Source organism: Pseudomonas sp. GT1P32 (genome assembly GCF_054897805.1).
On the sequence record NZ_CM142704.1, the window covers coordinates 6000042 to 6017068 of the forward strand.

General features: G+C 53.7%; 14 protein-coding genes, 2 tRNA genes and 2 pseudogenes. 7 read left to right on the forward strand and 11 right to left on the reverse strand.

Features of this window, described 5'->3' with window-relative positions; all coding sequences use genetic code 11:
• The first annotated feature begins 35 nt into the window (after nucleotides 1–35).
• On the forward strand, nucleotides 36–1478 hold the full coding sequence (gene mgtE, locus ACYZUC_RS27490; RefSeq protein WP_008033095.1) for a magnesium transporter: 1443 nt from the start codon (nucleotides 36–38) through the stop codon (nucleotides 1476–1478).
• Nucleotides 1479–1670: 192 nt separating this feature from the next.
• Here mgtE and ACYZUC_RS27495 read toward each other — a convergent pair whose 3' ends face one another.
• Entirely contained in the window at nucleotides 1671–1997 is a 327-nt protein-coding gene (locus ACYZUC_RS27495) for an Arc family DNA-binding protein (protein ID WP_003178899.1), read from the reverse strand.
• Nucleotides 1998–2385: 388 nt separating this feature from the next.
• Here ACYZUC_RS27495 and phnN point away from each other — a divergent pair, with 388 nt between their 5' ends.
• Nucleotides 2386–2958 (forward strand): phosphonate metabolism protein/1,5-bisphosphokinase (PRPP-forming) PhnN, encoded by a 573-nt coding sequence (gene phnN / locus ACYZUC_RS27500; protein WP_461991668.1) that lies wholly within the window; start codon nucleotides 2386–2388, stop codon nucleotides 2956–2958.
• Here phnN and ACYZUC_RS27505 read toward each other — a convergent pair.
• Together ACYZUC_RS27505 and ACYZUC_RS27510 are read right to left on the reverse strand one after the other, a co-directional pair.
• Complete coding sequence (locus tag ACYZUC_RS27505; RefSeq protein WP_461991670.1) at nucleotides 2933–3112, reverse strand: PA3371 family protein; 180 nt, start codon at nucleotides 3110–3112, stop codon at nucleotides 2933–2935. The genes phnN and ACYZUC_RS27505 overlap by 26 nt on opposite strands.
• Before the next feature lie 21 nt (nucleotides 3113–3133).
• On the reverse strand, nucleotides 3134–3367 hold the full coding sequence (locus tag ACYZUC_RS27510; RefSeq protein WP_461991672.1) for a hypothetical protein: 234 nt from the start codon (nucleotides 3365–3367) through the stop codon (nucleotides 3134–3136).
• A gap of 292 nt (nucleotides 3368–3659) precedes the next feature.
• Between ACYZUC_RS27510 and ACYZUC_RS27515 the strand changes: the two genes are divergently transcribed.
• Nucleotides 3660–3736 (forward strand) — tRNA-Arg (locus ACYZUC_RS27515).
• A 210-nt stretch (nucleotides 3737–3946) separates the two neighbouring features.
• Here the strand turns inward: ACYZUC_RS27515 and ACYZUC_RS27520 are convergent.
• From ACYZUC_RS27520 to ACYZUC_RS27535, 4 genes and pseudogenes are all read right to left on the reverse strand, one after another.
• On the reverse strand, nucleotides 3947–4612 hold the full coding sequence (locus tag ACYZUC_RS27520; protein WP_461991674.1) for a DUF6680 family protein: 666 nt from the start codon (nucleotides 4610–4612) through the stop codon (nucleotides 3947–3949).
• 129 nt (nucleotides 4613–4741) lie between these two features.
• A complete protein-coding gene (locus ACYZUC_RS27525) occupies nucleotides 4742–5362 on the reverse strand; it encodes a recombinase family protein (RefSeq protein WP_461991676.1) in 621 nt (206 codons plus the stop codon).
• A gap of 543 nt (nucleotides 5363–5905) precedes the next feature.
• Nucleotides 5906–7300 (reverse strand): PIN domain-containing protein, encoded by a 1395-nt coding sequence (locus tag ACYZUC_RS27530; RefSeq protein ID WP_461991678.1) that lies wholly within the window; start codon nucleotides 7298–7300, stop codon nucleotides 5906–5908.
• A 148-nt stretch (nucleotides 7301–7448) separates the two neighbouring features.
• Nucleotides 7449–7634: pseudogene (locus ACYZUC_RS27535) on the reverse strand (hypothetical protein); the annotation flags it as partial.
• 363 nt (nucleotides 7635–7997) lie between these two features.
• On the opposite strand from ACYZUC_RS27535, the gene ACYZUC_RS27540 reads away from it, so the two are divergent.
• Complete coding sequence (locus ACYZUC_RS27540) at nucleotides 7998–8885, forward strand: DUF2971 domain-containing protein (RefSeq protein ID WP_461991680.1); 888 nt, start codon at nucleotides 7998–8000, stop codon at nucleotides 8883–8885.
• Between the two features lie 265 nt (nucleotides 8886–9150).
• Here ACYZUC_RS27540 and ACYZUC_RS27545 read toward each other — a convergent pair whose 3' ends face one another.
• Nucleotides 9151–10635 carry a hypothetical protein gene (locus ACYZUC_RS27545; protein ID WP_461991682.1) on the reverse strand — a complete coding sequence of 495 codons (1485 nt, stop codon included), beginning with the start codon at nucleotides 10633–10635 and terminating at the stop codon, nucleotides 9151–9153.
• Between the two features lie 233 nt (nucleotides 10636–10868).
• Between ACYZUC_RS27545 and ACYZUC_RS27550 the strand changes: the two genes are divergently transcribed.
• Complete coding sequence (locus tag ACYZUC_RS27550; protein WP_461991684.1) at nucleotides 10869–11099, forward strand: hypothetical protein; 231 nt, start codon at nucleotides 10869–10871, stop codon at nucleotides 11097–11099.
• Here the strand turns inward: ACYZUC_RS27550 and ACYZUC_RS27555 are convergent.
• Together ACYZUC_RS27555 and ACYZUC_RS27560 are read right to left on the reverse strand one after the other, a co-directional pair.
• On the reverse strand, nucleotides 11077–11733 hold the full coding sequence (locus ACYZUC_RS27555; protein WP_461991686.1) for a phage integrase: 657 nt from the start codon (nucleotides 11731–11733) through the stop codon (nucleotides 11077–11079). The two genes, ACYZUC_RS27550 and ACYZUC_RS27555, sit on opposite strands and share 23 nt — an antisense overlap.
• A gap of 22 nt (nucleotides 11734–11755) precedes the next feature.
• Nucleotides 11756–11977, reverse strand: a pseudogene (locus ACYZUC_RS27560) (hypothetical protein); the annotation flags it as partial.
• 38 nt (nucleotides 11978–12015) lie between these two features.
• Between ACYZUC_RS27560 and ACYZUC_RS27565 the strand changes: the two are divergent.
• Nucleotides 12016–12090 (forward strand) — tRNA-Arg (locus tag ACYZUC_RS27565).
• Between the two features lie 148 nt (nucleotides 12091–12238).
• Complete coding sequence (locus ACYZUC_RS27570) at nucleotides 12239–12778, forward strand: hypothetical protein (protein ID WP_461991688.1); 540 nt, start codon at nucleotides 12239–12241, stop codon at nucleotides 12776–12778.
• A gap of 7 nt (nucleotides 12779–12785) precedes the next feature.
• Here ACYZUC_RS27570 and ACYZUC_RS27575 read toward each other — a convergent pair whose 3' ends face one another.
• Nucleotides 12786–16919 (reverse strand): CheR family methyltransferase, encoded by a 4134-nt coding sequence (locus tag ACYZUC_RS27575; RefSeq protein ID WP_461991689.1) that lies wholly within the window; start codon nucleotides 16917–16919, stop codon nucleotides 12786–12788.
• Between the last annotated feature and the right edge of the window lie 108 nt (nucleotides 16920–17027).

Sequence of the window (17027 nt, forward strand, 5' to 3'; positions counted from 1 at the left end):
CCGGCGTGCCCCGCTGCTGGGAGTGGAGTTCGCCTATGTCCGAAGTTGAAGTAAAGAAAACGCAAGAAAGCCTGCAGGACCGCCTCGCTCAAGTGATTGAGCTGTTGCAGCGTCAGCGGGTGGTCGAAGACCTGACTCATCGCCAGGAAGGTCCGCATCACGACCGGGTCGAGAACCTGGTTCACCGGCAGAACCTCGTCGAGCTGCAACGCAAGCTCGATGACCTGCACTCCGCTGACGTTGCCTACATCCTTGAAGCCTTGCCGCTGGACGATCGTCTGACGCTCTGGCAATTGGTCAAGGCTGACCGCGACGGCGACATCCTGCTCGAAGTGTCCGACTCGGTACGTGAAACCCTGATCGCCGACATGGACGATCACGAGCTCCTGGCTGCGGCCAAGGACATGGATGCCGACGAACTGGCTGACCTGGCCTCCGAGCTGCCGCGAGACGTCGTCCACGAGCTGATGGAAACCCTCGACGGCCAGCAGCGTGAGCGCGTTCGCTCCGCGTTGTCCTACGACGAGGAGCAGGTCGGTGCGCTGATGGACTTCGAGATGGTGACGATCCGTGAGGATGTCAGTCTCGAGGTGGTTTTGCGTTACCTGCGTCGGCTCAAGGAGCTGCCGGGCCATACCGACAAACTGTTTGTGGTCGATTACGACGGCGTACTCAAGGGCGTGCTGCCGATCAAGCGTTTGCTGGTCAACGACCCGGAAAAACAAGTATCGGAAGTGATGGCCAGCGACCCGGTGAGTTTTCACCCGGACGAAGACGCCTACGATGCCGCACAGGCGTTCGAACGTTACGACTTGATCTCGGCCCCGGTGGTCGACAAGAACGGCAAGCTGATCGGCCGTCTGACCATCGATGAAATGGTCGACCTGATTCGTGAAGAGAGCGAAAACGAAGTTCTCAACATGGCGGGTCTGCGGGAAGAAGAAGACATTTTCGCGTCAGTCTGGAAGTCCCTGCGTAACCGCTGGGCCTGGCTGGCAATCAACCTGATCACCGCCTTTATCGCCTCTCGCGTGATTGGCCTGTTCGAAGGCTCGATCGAGAAGCTGGTGGCGTTGGCGGCCTTGATGCCGATCGTGGCGGGCATCGGTGGTAACTCGGGTAACCAGACCATCACCATGATCGTTCGCGCCATGGCGCTGGACCAGGTGAGTACCGGCAATACCTCGCGTCTGATGCGCAAGGAGTTGGCCGTCGGTTTGATCAACGGTTTGGTGTGGGGTGGGGTGATTGGTGCAGTGGCCTACCTGCTTTACGGCAGTTGGTCCCTCGGCGTGGTGATGACCGCCGCCATGACGCTCAACCTGTTGCTCGCGGCGTTGATGGGTGTGTTGATCCCCATGACCCTGGCGAAGATGGGGCGCGATCCGGCGATGGGCGCCAGCGTGATGATTACGGCCATGACCGACAGCGGTGGTTTCTTCATCTTCCTCGGGCTGGCGACCATCTTCCTGCTCTGATTACCCTCTGCCTGAAGCCCGCAAATCAGCTCGTAGGAGCCAGGCTTGCCGGCGAAGGCGATCTCAGGGCCGCCTTCGCCGGCAAGCCTGGCTCCTACAAGTGCAACTAACCCGCCAATCGGCGGGTTTTTTGTGCCTGAATTTCAGGCAAAAAAAAGCCAGCGATTAAGCTGGCTTGAGCGTTCGGATGAATCAGGAGGCGTCTGCGGCCATTTCGGCGTCGTGGGCAATCAGCGAAACGAGTGCGTTCTGCTGACGGTGGGAGAGTTGGCGGAAGCGCTGCAGCAGTTCGCGTTCGTGCAGTGACAGCTCCGGGCTGTCCAGTCGCATGCTCAACTCTTCACCCAGTGCGCCTTCCTGAATGAGACTCTGCTCCAGGCGCGCAATGATTTCGGAGTTCATGCTGCGATGATGATTGCGAGCCACCTCGGCAATGCGTTCACGCATTCCGTCTGGCAGACGTACGACGAACTTGTCAGCCGTACGGCTGGAATAAATTGCCTGTTTCAATGGGCGCATATATTTAACCGGTTAGTTCAGGGGAGCGGTTCTCGGGATTGGCCGCGCGATGTCTGATAGGACAAGGACTCTGGCCAAATGTTCAACCTGAATTGATAGAGGCTCGCATCATGCCTCAAAGAAGCCAGATCATTGGCGTCAATTCTGTGACAAATATTGAACTGGATAAAGGCGTTATGCCAGCACCAATTATCAGAAATGCGGACTGGTTTGAAAAGACTACCCATGTCCGTATCGCTGGCCGCGTCCTATTGCCCGACAGGAGGTGTCCGAGGACGCCTGAAGGTGCATGCTGTGCGGATTTCGATCACGATTCCTTACTTTATACAGGATAGTGGCAAATGGCCGATTTACTAGTGGCAACCACGTCATGGGGGGCTGATTCAGGATGGATGGCAGATTGATTTACCTGATGGGGCCTTCCGGGTCCGGCAAGGACAGCCTCATCGAGGCCGCTCGTGCGCCTTTGCAGGCAATCAACTGCGAAGTGGTACGTCGGGTCATTACGCGTTCAGCCGAGTCAGTGGGCGAGGATGCCGTCGGAGTTTCCCGTGAAGAGTTCGCGCGTCGAAAAGAAGAAGGCGACTTCGCGCTGTGCTGGCATGCCAACGACCTGGATTACGGCATCCCTATCGTGATCGATCAATGGCTCAAGGAGGGCAGGGATGTCCTGATCAACGGCTCCCGCGGGCACTTGGCCCAGGCGCTACGCCGCTATCCAGCGCTGGTGCCGATTCTGTTGACGGTCAAGGAGGACGTGCTGCGAGAGCGCTTGCTGCGGCGGGGGCGTGAAAGTCTGGCGGAGATTGAGGCGAGACTGCGCAGAAATGAACTGTTCACGGCTGACGCCTCAGTCGGTGAGACGCCAATCCACCGACTCGATAATTCAGGCGAACTTTCGGACACAGTGGCCGACCTGTTGAAGCTGATACAAGTCAGCGCAACACCGGATCAAACTTGATCTTGCGGCCAGCGACCAGCGCCAGTACGAACAACGCACTGAAAACGCCGCAGGCAATCAACGGCAGAGTGACGATTGCGTCCTCTACCAATGACAAATGAAGAATGCCACTGAGCAGGGCGAGGACGAAAAATCCTGCGGCTGGTTTGGACATGCTGTGCTCCTGAAGGGTTGTTCAAAATACCAGGCGTTCTGAAGACCGCGCCGGCAGCAGGATATTTTCCTGGCTCACTTCTTGACCGACAAAACCCTGCCGATCACTCAACACCGCCAATTGAGGCGCCTTCTGTACCTGGAGGTAATGAGGCATTCGTTGGGCAACCGGCTCGGCACCGCTCTCGGGGGCAAAATGAAAACCCACAAAAACCGCCAGAGCGATCGCGTTCGAGAGTAAAAGGGCGCGGTTCATGAGGGCTGACCTCCGTTGTTCTTTGAGAACAGCTGAAGCAGCCGACGTGCCAGGAGTCTAACGGCTATTAAATCCTTTAAAAACAAACAATTAAGATAATCGTGCAAGGTGACCTCATTGCAATTTGCAATGATGGCTTTTTGCGGTGATGCAATTTGCACGGTTAACAAATCCCGTGCTGTCGAGGGGCATCTGCCTACACTTAAAAAGCCTACGGACGACATGACAAAATCGGACCCGCCCGTTAACATGCACGCCGTCCATCGCATCGCATTTCTCGCGGGCGACTTGTGTCTCAGTAGCTCAATTGGATAGAGCATCCCCCTCCTAAGGGGAAGGTTGGCAGTTCGAACCTGCCCTGGGACACCATATTTTTCAAGGCCTACAGCGATTTAAGCTCTCCGACTTAAACCCCCATGGGTGCAGGGCGGGTGCAGCAAGTATCTCCGGTATGCCTAAAAAGGCTCCGCCTGACATCTGTTGGGCGGGGCCTTTTGCTAATAACCGGTAGGTGAGACCGTCTAGGGCCTGGTCGAAAGAGAAAGTAGACTTCAGGCGTTTAGGAAAAGTGCGGCGTACCTAAGTGACGGGTGTCTTTGGAGGCTCTCCAGAGGCGGTGGGCTGGACACGAATGTTCAAGTGGCCTTGGCCTGACAAGATCTCCAAGAGCCCAGCTTGTAGCTTCAGCTGAGAATTCGTCATGTCATCACTGAAAGGAAATCCAGTGACGTTCATGCTTATCGGCTGTTTTCCTGAAAGAACATTTATCGCGAAGTGCCTGAGATTTTGTTGCTCTAGCTCAAGATCCGTATGCCCCTTTGGAATGTATGCCCCATTCCGCAGAAGTACTCGGTCATACCGAAGATTTAGATCGGTAGCCATTGCACTCAGCATCAAAACTAAAAGCTCTTGTTGCTTTTCGACCCACCGTTCCGAGTTTCCCTCATTTACCGTCAATGAGAGATGTTCAAGGTAGTCCCGCCAGGTATCCAGCACGTCGGTTTCCGTGGCTTTCCGGCGGCGTGAGCTGCCACCGTTGAACGCTAGATCGATCATATTGAGTGCGCGTACATGATCCGGTGACAATCTAGCGGCTCGAGTTGCCATCAGAGTGCTAAAGATCCAGTTCTTTTGGTTTCTAGATTCGTTAATCCGCTCAAGATATTTCTGTGCTTGCACCGCAAAAATTGGTCCAAGCAAGGTGGCAATGATCGTACCTATTCCGAAAACCCAGTTAGCTTCCATTCCTTTTCCTGCGCAGTTGTAGGTGTGAGCTCAACTTTAGCGTCGAGCGTTTTCTGAGAGTATGGCTACTTTCCGGAGAGTGCCAAGGTGAGCGAAGCGGATAGTTTTTTGCCCACCCGAGAACCATCTCTAGATCAAAGTGAGCTGGTCCTTGATGCGAAGGACGGTTGTAGTTGAGCAACTCGCGTGCCGCGCGGTAGCTCGGATACCCAAACCGGCGTTGAGCAGCTCTTTAATCCGTTTATGTAGATTTTCGTCTATCGGTCGGCCTTGATACTTGCCGGCGGCCTTGGCTTTCACGATGCCTTGGGCCTGGCGTTCGCGGCGCTGTTCGTAATCCTTGCGAGCAACGGCGGCCATCATTTCCACCAGCATTGAATTTATGGCCCCCAGCATCCGGCCGGTGAACTCGTCGCCTTTGGTGTCCTTCATTCCCTGGTGGCTGGTTGGCAGGTCCAGAGCGACGATACGCAACCCCTTGGAATCGATCGCAGCCTCGAGCTTCTGCCAGTCCTCCACCGGCAAGCGGGAGAGGCGGTCTATCGACTTCACCAGCAGCACGTCGCCCTTGCGCGCATCCTTGAGCAGGCGCAGCAGCTCAGGCCGATCTGTAGTCGCTCCGCTGGCATTCTCTAGGTACACACTGGCAATCGTCTTGTCGTGATCGGCAGCGAACTGCTCGAGTGAATCGCGAGCGCGGCCGGCGTGCTGTTCTTCGGTCGATGCTCGGAGGTATGCGCGGATGAACATGATAGGTGCCTGTATCAGTTACGGTGTTCTCCTAATGCTGTTTCACTTTGGGTGTTACTTATCAAGCGAAAAGGCTGAAAAAGGCAAAGTCTGCCCGTATCTGGATAGGCATTCCTAAGGTGCTACACGTAACCGGATTAAACGGGACTGAAATAGTTAGTTTTCAGGGGATAAAGGAAGAGGATTTCGTTGCAGTAAATCGGTGGTAGGCAAAGTGATACAGGGCTAGGTTTTCGGCTCAGTCACTCACCTTCAATCTGAGGTCGTGTAACTACTGGGGGGGCTTCGGAGGATGGTGGGGGGGCGAGTTGGATTTGAGATTCGAGTGGCGGACTGACCTGCCCTCCCATTTCGGTATGGCAGGTATCGCGACACGTTTTGCGAATTATGAAAACGTGTCGCGAAAGAGATGCCACGGGGGGATATCTCGCAGCGGCTGGTGGCGTTTGATGGGGTAGCGTTTCACTATCCCATGGCTCAAATATGAGCCAGGATCACAATTGAGTTGCGTCTGCTCCAGCCTGCTGCCAGGTGCTCTTTACTCTAAGCGTATGAAGCCGGTTTAAGGTCGTTATATCGAAAATCAAGTAATGGTTCAAACTGGGCGCTGGGACTTTCTTCCGAAATTACTCCGGCAACAATGTAGAGGTTGTCTTTTGAGTTTTTAACGATGTCTGTTCTTAAAATATCGATTAGAATGTTTGCTTCTGATTCGTTCTTAACAGTAAATATTACTGTTATGGCGTCTAGGTCGAATGCCTTTGCGACCGTATAAGCGTAATAAATTGCTGAAATTGCCAATGTTTTTGAGTTGTCGCTGAGTTGAAAGCGTTTCAGTTGAAAACCGTGATTTCCTATCTCTGATTCATAAAGATAGTCTACTGGAATTCTTTCATTATATATAGGTGTGTACCCCTGTGTAACTATCCAGTTGCATATGATGTGCTCTATGGCTGTTTCTGACAAAAGAAATGTTGAGGGGGGCAGTTGAGTAGGGTTTTGTTTGTTGTTTTTGGATACGTCCCGAACCTCGCTCAGTGTTTCTTCTGATACTTTCGCCTTGAGGAACTCCTTGGCATATTGTAAGAAGCCTTCCGGCTTGTACATCAGGAAAGATTCGATTCCCCCTAACATCGCTGCCTCTTCGATTAGCTCGGGCCTGGCGCCTATCGTTTTGACTCCATTGAACTCTACTAAGGACCACCAATCTTCTTTGCCGTCATCAGTGATGAAAATGACACTTTTACGATTTGTTTTTTTTGCGTAATCTAATATCTGAGTCCATGTAAAGTAATCGCCATACTTTCTTTTATATATTAGACCGCTATGGGAAAATTCATCAGGCCCATCTTTGTCTTTTCCTGAGTCTTCATAGCCTGGCGGGATTTTGAATTTATACCGGTTTTCGGCTGTTTTGCTCAGTGTGTCAATTTTGTTTTGGTCTGCGAAGGGGATTCCTACTTTTTCGTGAAAAAGCTCTTCGATTCTATATTTTAATGGGTCTTTTTCTGTTGGTCTTTGTTGTGAGTGCTGTTGTTGGTCTAATTGGTCTAAGAATTTTTTTACTAGTTCATCAAACTCAGAGAGAAGGGATTCGGTGTCTATTAGTGCGTGCCTTTTTTGTAGGCTCAGTTTTGATATTTCAGTGAATAGTCCGGTTTTTGCTTTTGTGAGGATGTTCCTTATGTCGCTAAATTTTCTTCCTTGGGCAGCTATAACAGATAGGCGGTTTCGTTGGAACTCAAGCGCAACATGATGTGGTATCCAAATTCGTTCAGAAAGCTCTTTTATAACAGTGATCAACTCTTCGCAAGTGTTTGATTGATACCTATATAGGTTTAGTAATATGTTAGTGTCAAAAACAAAAAGTGCTGTCTTCCACGTCTCGCTAAAATTGACTACATTGGCATTGTCATACTGTGGAAAGAGTCCCTTCATAAGCCCTCCAGGCAAGGTGACACCCAAAGAAAGCGGGTGGCCATTTAAATGGCATCATCTTGCCGGCTTTTCGCGCACTTGTCGAAAACCTCCACCAGCGCTGATATGCCCTCTCGGTTTTGACGGTTCTGCCTGAAACGGTCGGCTCTGCAATTCCTTGTCTGATGAAATCAAGGTTTTCGTCTAGCGTGTATAGCGCTCCGCGCACGTTTTCGGCTACGTCGGCCGAGCCGCGCTGTTCAACCCAATTGGAAAGTTCCTCCATGGCAGCGCTCAGGGCGATCTGGTTTTGATTCAGTGCGTTGAGCAGGCCGGCGATCAGTGTGTTGTTCATTTCATCCCTCCATGTGAGCTGGAAGGGTAGCTGGGCACACACCGAGGGATGACTTGCAGGAGTTTGATGTCGAGGATAGGGCGCCCGGGCAGATTGGCTGAAAACGCCCGAACAGTGAGACGAGATCAGTCTCACTGAGACCAAAACATCACACATCGCGATATTTCACTGGAGGAGCGAGACATTGCATGGTTTTACCTGCGGTGTAAGGTACCCTCAAAATTGAAGTTTTCTGGCCGAACGTCCATGCACTCATTCATTTCTCGCCCGGTTCTCTACGTGTCAGTATGATTGCCCCCCCAAAGCTCATGCTGACTCGTTTCATGTGTGCTTTCAGAGATTCCTCAGCATCGGATGCCGATCATGCAGCTCCCTCCAATTCTCTATAAATACACCCCAGCATCTACTGCCTTCTTAATCCTGGAGAACTCTAGGCTACGCTGGTCTAGCCCATTGCTTTTCAATGATATTGCTGAGTTTCAGCGGATGCCGCGATTTCATCCGCGCGTGGCTGATTCTTATCAACTGCTAACCGCTTCAATTGTTGCTGCGGTATTTGATGGTGTTGAACTCGATGAGGCCCGGCTAACGCACCAAACACGTTTACTGTTGAATCTTGTTAGGTGGATGGCCTCTGAGGGCTGCATCGCACGTGAGGACATCTTGAAGGCCTTAACTGGTGAGGTTTCTGACGCCGATCACAAAATTGAGATGTCGCTTCGAGATTACGTCGACAACCTTGGACTTAGCACTGCACGGGTTCTATGTGTCACTTCTGAGAATGATAACAACGCAATGTGGGCTAATTACGCTGAGAATCATGCCGGCTGTGTCTTCGGCTTTCGACATATCGCTAGGTATGATACACCTCTCCAAGAGGCTACGCGGGTATCTTATTCAGCTGAACGCCCAATAGTAGGGTCAGGTCTCGACTTTTTGTTGTATGGAAACACCCCCGAACTTAGAAAGAGTACGTTGCACGCTATTTTTTATACCAAAGACCAGTCTTGGGAGTATGAGCGTGAATGGCGTGTTATCACGTGGCGGCCAAATGAGGCAGAAAAACAGGTTAGCGATTTCTTATTCTTTTCTGAAGAGTTAGCGTCAGTGACGCTTGGTGCTCGTGTGACTGTCAAAACTGAACAACGAGTTCGCCAGTTACTTGCTGGGAAATACCCGGATGCCAGCCTTTACAGAATGGAGTTAAGGGCGGGTAAATTAGAACCCAATCTGCTGAGTTTAGCTGAGTGAAGTGGGAGGTTCGTGATGTTTTGCTGGAGATGCACTCAAAACTGAGTACATCTCCCGGAGTTCATATGTCTGTCATCGATTGCGATTATCTGCCAAACCCATCCAAGGCTACATTCCCGCCCGAGCTGGCTTTGCTGATCGTGCGCAAAGCGGGCTCGATGGCTGAAGCATTCGAGCAGTAGGCCCTGGACCAACTGACAAAGGATGCCATCTCAGCGATATCCGTCGGAGTCGATCTGCGCTAGGTCGATAAACAGATACGGCTTTAACCGCTGGGCTCCCGATTTACCAGACCACCCGGCTGAACGCTGCCATCTTCCGGCACCCCGGAGCTAATCGCACGCGTTGGAAAATGCAATGAGTAGTAATCAATGTACAAGTCGCTTGCATTTATGATTTTAAGAACTATTCGATGGAGTGTCAGTTTTAATAGCTTTGTTTCTTTAATGAGGGAGATATAGTCGTCATTTGGTATGGGGTTTCCGTGAGCAGCATCGTTTCTTCTTTGCCAGGCAGATAGCTCAAGCGTACCCATATCTAACCCTAACTGCTCAAAAAAACGTTGGGAACGAACTTTTTGAGATATGGTGTTCCCGTTGCTTAGTTTTTCGAGAAGTACTTTTTTCTCGTTTGGAGATATTTCGATTTCTTCGGTGGCCTTTAGGATGACGTTCTTGATTTTTTTATATTCTGGTTTGCTAAGTATAGTGTTGTTGAATTTACTGCCTTGTTCATCTATGTATTTGTTCTGAATTGACTCAATTATTGCTCCGAAATATGCGGGGGCCATATGTGTAGGCGCTGTGACTGCATGCCAGTATTCCCAGTTTAAGCTGCTCAGTCCGTAATGGTCATACTTCTCACAAAAAGAGTTTAGCATCTGCTCAAGTTTGTTTGAGTCGATTTCGTTTTCTATATATCCCGATGAGATGGGGGCTGGGGGGAGAGTGGGAGTCTTGAATGCTCTTGAGTCCATGCTATATGCATTAACCGCTTTGAAGCTTAAGAGTCGTTGGGCCGAGTTGAAGGTTGAGAAGCCTAAGTACACGATTGGAAAACCCAAAAAAAATGACAAGCTGTCTCTGATTTTTTTTCTTATGTTTTCTTCAGGTGCGCCAATGAATAGCAAGTATCCTGGCTTTATATGTGCGTCGTGGTCGTCGTGCTTTGAAGCACCTAAAATAATATCGTAGTTGCAGATTTTTAATCGGATACAGTTTCTGCCGAAGTTTTCAGTTGTGGACTCGGATTCAAAGGATATCTGGTCGGCCCCCGCTCCAAATGTTCGGGTTGGAGTTGAAACTAGTTTGTCTTTCGTTAGGTCGGGCCACAAATAATGGCGGCTGTCGATGTTTGCGAGCCATTCAAATACATAGGAGGTCGGGCCGGGTTCTAGAGTTTTATATTCGAAATGGTTTATTGAAGATTTTTCGAGGTTTTGGTAAGTGTTAGTCTGAGGGTTGTATTTGCTGTTCCTATTTAATGATTGAACTCCTGAGGCGAATGCCGTGCTTCCCATTGGATTCTCGAAATGCACTGCGTCGGTGTTCATTCGGACAGTACCTGGTGGGCGCTCTTTCTGTTCGGTGATGCCCTTTGTATGAGATACCGTTTCTAGGTTTAACTTGAGGTTTTTGTCTCTGGTGATTGTAAAAGATGTGATTGGATTTAAAAGCTTTCCTGGGTCTGTTACAAACAATAGGTTTTTTTGCAGATAATTTTCTAGTCTTTCCCATTCCCAGAAAAACATTCTCATAACTCCTTTTTATAAAAATACGATCCTGACACTAAGGTGAATTGTAGGGCTAGTAAAGCCCAATGCAGGCGAAGCAGGCCAGATGATCCGGCGGATGTGGCAGTAGTAATGGGGGTGACCAAAGCGACTCACCCAATTTCGCCTGGGTCAATTATTTTGCACTCGTCTATTGTGTCAGCACTAACGGCGCGACACTATCTCGTCTGTCAGCACTACGGGAGATCGAAATGGCAAACACGAATAGCGAAGTTGGCAAGCGCACCGGCGCAGATCGGCAGCGGGACTTTGCGGAACGACAGAGAGCAGCGGGTTACAAGCGGACAACTGTCTGGATTCACGAAGAGACGGCAAAGGAAGGAATCAGGGCTGCGCGGGACGGCAAGCCGCTCGAACCGATGGAGTCGAAAGACCCATTGAGCTGGGCGGCAGGTTGGATCAGTGAGAAAGGTAAGCAGTAATCGGCTGAATATTTAGCCGATTGGAAAGAGGTGCCAAGCCGCCGGTATTCAGCGACACCAGCACCATGGGCTTCAGGTGGTCAGTGAAGGGCAGCTGCAGCAAACTTTGCATCTGCTCTTTGCCGCGGTCTGCTCGCCACTTGTTTGCAGTTTCGCGCTCGGCCCGCGCTTCGTCTTGGCGCGCGTCCAGCGCTTCGCGCAGACGCTTGGTCTCGTCGGCATCTAGATAGCGGACCAGCCCCATGGAATCGACCTTGAGAGCCTTGAGCCTGTCCATTGGATGGGAGCCGATGTACTCCCATTCAACGGCTCTACTGAATAGGCCGCTGATCGACCCCATTTTGCGGTTTACCGTTGAGGGCTTGTTGCCTGACTGCATCCATCCGGTGCGGATCTGGTCCAGGTCGCGGCTGGTGATCGCGTCGAGACGCTGGGACATGATTGCCTCGAAGCTGTTGTCGAGCGTGTACAGGGTTTTCTCATGCCCTTTGTAGTGCGTCTTGAACCAGGGCATATAGGTGTCGTCGATGAACTGGCGCAAGGAGGGCAGGGCGACGCCTTTTCGCCCTTGTGCGATAGCCAGTGGCTCCCCGTGGGCGTGCGCATCGGGCGGCTTCGGTGCGCGCTTGATCAAGCGTCACGACACCAACGCGGCCGAGGGTGGCATTCTTGTTGCGACACCAGGTGACCATGTACGATTTATGCCCGCTCGGCAGCACGTGGATGAATAGGCCGGGCTGTACAGTGTCATGCACCCGATAGGCTTTCGCCTCCGCGGGTAGGCCGTTGATGAGCTTTTGAGTGATCTTCGCTTTCAAGCAATCCAGCTCCGTGACAGTACCGTGGCAGCAAAAATAACTAAACGGGGCCGTTTTCACTGACGCAACCGGACGATAAGCCCCGTAATTGCTGGCCTGTCTCAAGCCTAGTTGCCTCTAAATCGCCCCTCCTAAGGGGAAGGTTGGCAGTTCGAACCTGCCCTGGGACACCATCAATTTCCAGCCCTGTGGCTGTCAAAAAAGCCCCGCCAGGATCTCGCATCCGGCGGGGCTTTTTCGTGTGCGATCACCTGACGACCAACATTTGATAGACGCTCATTGCTGTGCCTTACTCCAAAGACCACTCAAGGAGCGAAATCGATGCGACGCAGGGGCGCCCAATTCTGGTTGTGGACCAACACGCGATTGCCTCTGCACACCCACGAAGAAGTGCTGGGCAGTGGCGTGCAAATCGAGGTGCAGGCGCGGATCAGTGTTGAAGGGGTTACCCAGATTTTTGTAGGTGTCTACGGCGTTGATGGCTGGCCGATTCGCGAGGAGCATCATGACCTCAAGGCTGGTGAACATTACTGTGCAGCTTTGAAGTGGGGTACCCAGCGGGCGAGGGAGATTGTGGCGGATACTGTGGCGTTCGTTGCGCCGCACCGGGTGCAATTGACGTTGAGTCCGGTGATTACCGATGAGTCGGTCGTCGCGTTGCGCCGGATGGAGATGACCGAGCGTGAACGCTTGAAGCTCAGGTCTGCCGATGCCTGGTCAGAGTACCTGGCCGCCAAGGAGGCCATGCTCGTCTTGATGCGCTCCACCAAGGTTGATCCCATCGTCTGGGCCGATCACAAGGAGCGGCTCAGGCAGGCGATCGATCGGCGCGCCTGCGTGCAGCGCGCCTATTTGAACTGAGCGCGCTTCAGCGCTGGCGACGCAGCGTCTCGATGGTTTGGATCAGGTCATCGTAGGACACCGGTTTGCCAATGTGCTGGTCAAAGCCCGACTGTCGTGATTTCTGAATATCGCTGTGAGCCCCGTAGCCGGTCAGTGCGATGGCTGGTACGTCCTTTGCGAGCGGCAACTCACGCAGTGCGCTCATCAACTCGTGGCCATTCATGACCGGCATGCCGAGGTCGGAAATGATCAGGTCGAACCGGGTGTTTTTTGCCGCGTCCAGCGCCGCCACCGGGCGGTCAAAGGCAATCACTTGCGCATCTTCCATCTCCAGCAGCATTTTCAGGGTTTCCAGCACATCCGCGGAATCGTCCACCAACAGAATCGTCAGTCCGCTCAGCCTGCCGCAGGCCTCTTCGGTCTGGGCTGCGGCTTGCGCTTCGCCGTTGGTTTTGGCCAATGGCAGGTAGACGGTGAACGTGCAGCCTGTGCCTACGCCGGCAGAATTCACCTCGACCGTACCGCGTTGCGCCTCGGTCAACTGGCGGACCAGTGACAAACCAATCCCGAGCCCTTCGCGGGTGTGGGTGACATGTTGCTTTTCAGCCTGGCCAAACAGGTCGAACACGTGATCGAGGTTTTCCGGGGCAATGCCGGCGCCATTGTCTTTGATGTCGAGCCGCGCCATGTCCCCAGCCTGGCTGGCGATCAATTGCACACGACCCTTGGCCGGGGTGAATTTCAGTGCATTGTTCACCAGGTTCCAGATGATTTGCTCCAGCCGTGTCGGGTCGGCCTGGACCATCAACGCATCGGATGGCACGAGCAGTTCGACCGTGACGTCATGCTGGTCATTGAGCACGACAGTGTGGACATCACGCAGCACGCTGGTGAGGTCGATGGCGACCGTTTGCAGCTTGAGCTTGCCGGTGCGGACCCGGGCGACATCCAGCAGGTCGTCGATGATCCGCGCCTGGCTGGTGACTGCGTCGCAAATGGTGTTTACCGCCCTGGCCGCCGGTGCCAGCGACTTGGTCACCGGCAAGCGCCGCAGCAATTCTGCGTTGAGCTGGATCAGGTTTAGCGGATGCTTGAGTTCGTGGGACATGACCGCAAAGAACTCGTCCTTGAGGTTATTGGTGTTACGAGTTTCGGCCAGCTCCTGACTCTGTTCTTCGTGCTGGCGTTTGTGGCCAGTCAGGTCACGGGCAATTTTCACGTAGCCCTGCAGGTTGTCGCCGCTGAGCAGGGTCACTTCGCCGCTGCAAAAGAAGCGGCTGCCATCCTTGCGCAGATGCCAGCGTTCATCGTCGCTGCGGCCGTGGCTGCGCACTGTCAGCAGCTCGTTTTCCGGCACGCCCGTCGCACGGTCCTCGGGGGAGAAAATGAAGTCGTAGTAAGCGCCCTCGGCCTCAGCCTTGCTGTAACCGAAGATCAACTCCGCACCTTTGTTCCAACTGGTGATCACCCCTTGTTCATCGAGAGTAATGATCGCGTAGTCGCGGGTACTTTCAGCGACCAGGCGCATACGCTCTTCGCTCAGGCGCAGCTCTTCTTCAGCCGCCCGACGCTTGGTGATGTCGATGAACGTCAGTACGGTGCCGTCGATGTGGTCTTCGCTGGAGCGGTAGGGCAGCAGGCGGGCGATGTACCAGCGGTCGTCGGTGCTGCTGACTTCGCGCTCGATCATGTTCAGCGATTCGAACACCAGCGCCGCGTCACCGGTCAGGTTGTCGTAATGCAGGCGATGGGTGATGTCGAGCAGGGAGCGCCCGGTGTCCACCGGCAGCATGCTGAAGATGTCGGTGGCGCGCGGGGTGAACCACTTGATGCGCATGCTGCGGTCGACAAACACCGTGGCGATGTCGGTGGAGGCGATCAGGTTGGTCAGGTAGTCATTGATCTTGTCGGTTTCTTCGACCTTGGTCTTCAACTCGAAATTGACCGTCAGCAACTCTTCGTTGATGGATTGCAGCTCTTCTTTACTGGTCTCCAGCTCTTCGGTGGCCGAGCGCAGTTCTTCGTTGATCGCCTGCATTTCCTCGTTGGAGGCCTTGAGCTCTTCGCTGGAGACTTCCGATTGTTCGATGGTGTCCTGCAAATGCAGCTTGGTGCGTTGCAGTTCGCGTTCGAGGTTGGACAGCACCTGGTTTTCGTTCTGCAGCACGGTGGTCGCCGCCAGTTCTGAAGGATCGACTTCGACCTCCTCGAAAATCACCAGCACGTACTCGCTGTCCGAGCCTTCATCCTTGTAGGGATGAGCGACCAGATCGATCAGATAACGCCGCTCATCACGCTTGATCGACACCTCGCGGGATTTGACCGACAGACTGCTCTGCTGAACCTGGAACAACGTGGTGCGCAGTTCCAGGCGCAGCTCCGGAAGAATCAGCGTCAGCAAATTGCGCGACATCTCACCACCGACGTGCCGCAGGAAACGCCCGGCACTTTCACTCATGTGCAGAATGTCGGCGTTGGCATCGACGATCACGCTCGGTGGCGCGGACTGTTCGAGGGCGCGTTGATGGATATCGGCAAAAGACGTTTTGCGCTGCACACCGCTGTGCGTCGGCTGCTGGGAAATATTGGTCCGCACATAGCCTCCACGCGGCATGGTCGGCGTGCGGCGACTGTTGGCCGTGCCGGTCTTGGCGCGGAAGATCCGGTTGCGTTTGTCCACCGGGGCGAACAGTTCGTGGCATGCGTCCGCGCTTTCGGAGGAGCCGAGAAACAGGAACCCGCCGGGGCGCAGGGCAAAGTGGAACATTTGCAGGATTTCGCGCTGCACTTCGCGATCGAGATAGATCAGCAGGTTGCGGCACACGATCAGGTCGATCTGCGAGAACGGCGGATCGGACAGCAGACTGTGTTTGGCGAACAGGACCTTTTCGCGGATTTCCTTGCGTATCCGGTAATGGTCATCTTCCTTGAGGAAGTAATGCCGCAGTCGAGTGGGCGGCACGTCGGTCACGATGGCTTGCGGGTACAGCCCGGCCCGGCCGACGCTGATGGCGCGCTCGTCAATGTCAGTGGCAAACAGTTGCAGCGATGCCGCACTGGCGTCCAGTTGCAATTGATCGCTGAGCAACATCGCCAGGCTGTAGGCTTCTTCGCCGGTGGAACAACCCGCGGACCAGACACGAATTTCTTCTTTCTCGGGCTGCGCTGACACGGCGGCACTGACCAGTTGCGGCACGACATCGCGCTCCAGCGCTTCGAAGGCCTCGCGATCGCGGAAGAAGTTGGTCACGCCGATCAGCATGTCGCCGAGCAGGGCCTTGGTTTCTTCGGGATTGTCTTGCAGATAGTGATAGTAGGCCGCCAGGTCCGGCTGGGCTGTGACCTGCATCCGCCGTTCGATCCGGCGCAACACGGTGGCACGTTTGTAGTGCTTGAAATCATGGCCGGTGCCGGTACGCAGCTGGATCAGAATGTCGTGCAACATTTGCTCCGCGAGCAGCGCTTCGCGTTCGGAGATGGCGACTATGGTTTGCAGTTCGGGGTCGTTGGCTATGGGCAAGCTGATTTCCTGAGAGTTACGCCACAGCTCCAGCAGTTTTTGCGGCATTTCAACGACCGGCAAAACCAGGTCAACCATGCGGGTATCGATGGCGGCGCGGGGCATGCCGTCGAACTCGGCGTCTTCCGGCGCCTGGGCCAGTGTGACGCCGCCCTGTTCCTTGATCCGCGAAAGACCGACGGCACCGTCGGAACCGGTGCCCGACAGCACCAGGCAGAAGGCTCGTTCCCGGTGGACATCGGCCAGGTCGCGAAAGAACAGATCGATCGAGGCGTGACGGGTTTCCCGGGTATCGCTGGTACTGACCTCAAGAAAACCATCGTTCATCGACAGGCGTTGCGCCGGTGAAATGACGTACACATGGTTTTTCTCGATGGACACCCTTTCAGTGACTTGCAGAACCGGCATCGCGGTCGATTCCTGGACGATCCTGTCGGCAATGCTCTGGTGATCGGGGGAGAGGTGAAGAATGATCACGAACGCCATGCCGTTGTCCTGCGGCATGTTTTCGAAGAACAGCTTGATGGCTTGCAGTCCACCTGCCGACGCGCCAATACCCACCACCGGAAAATCCAGGGTGCTGGGGATCAGGGTCTTTCGCTCATTGGAATTCGCTGAGCGATCGGGAGTGGTGGTCATAACTTCTGCCTGTGCCAACGACGGGAGGGTCTGGACCTGAAAGGGGGGGAGCAGACGCGATGTAATAAATCAGGATAATCCCGTTTTTCAATAACACCTTCAAATATT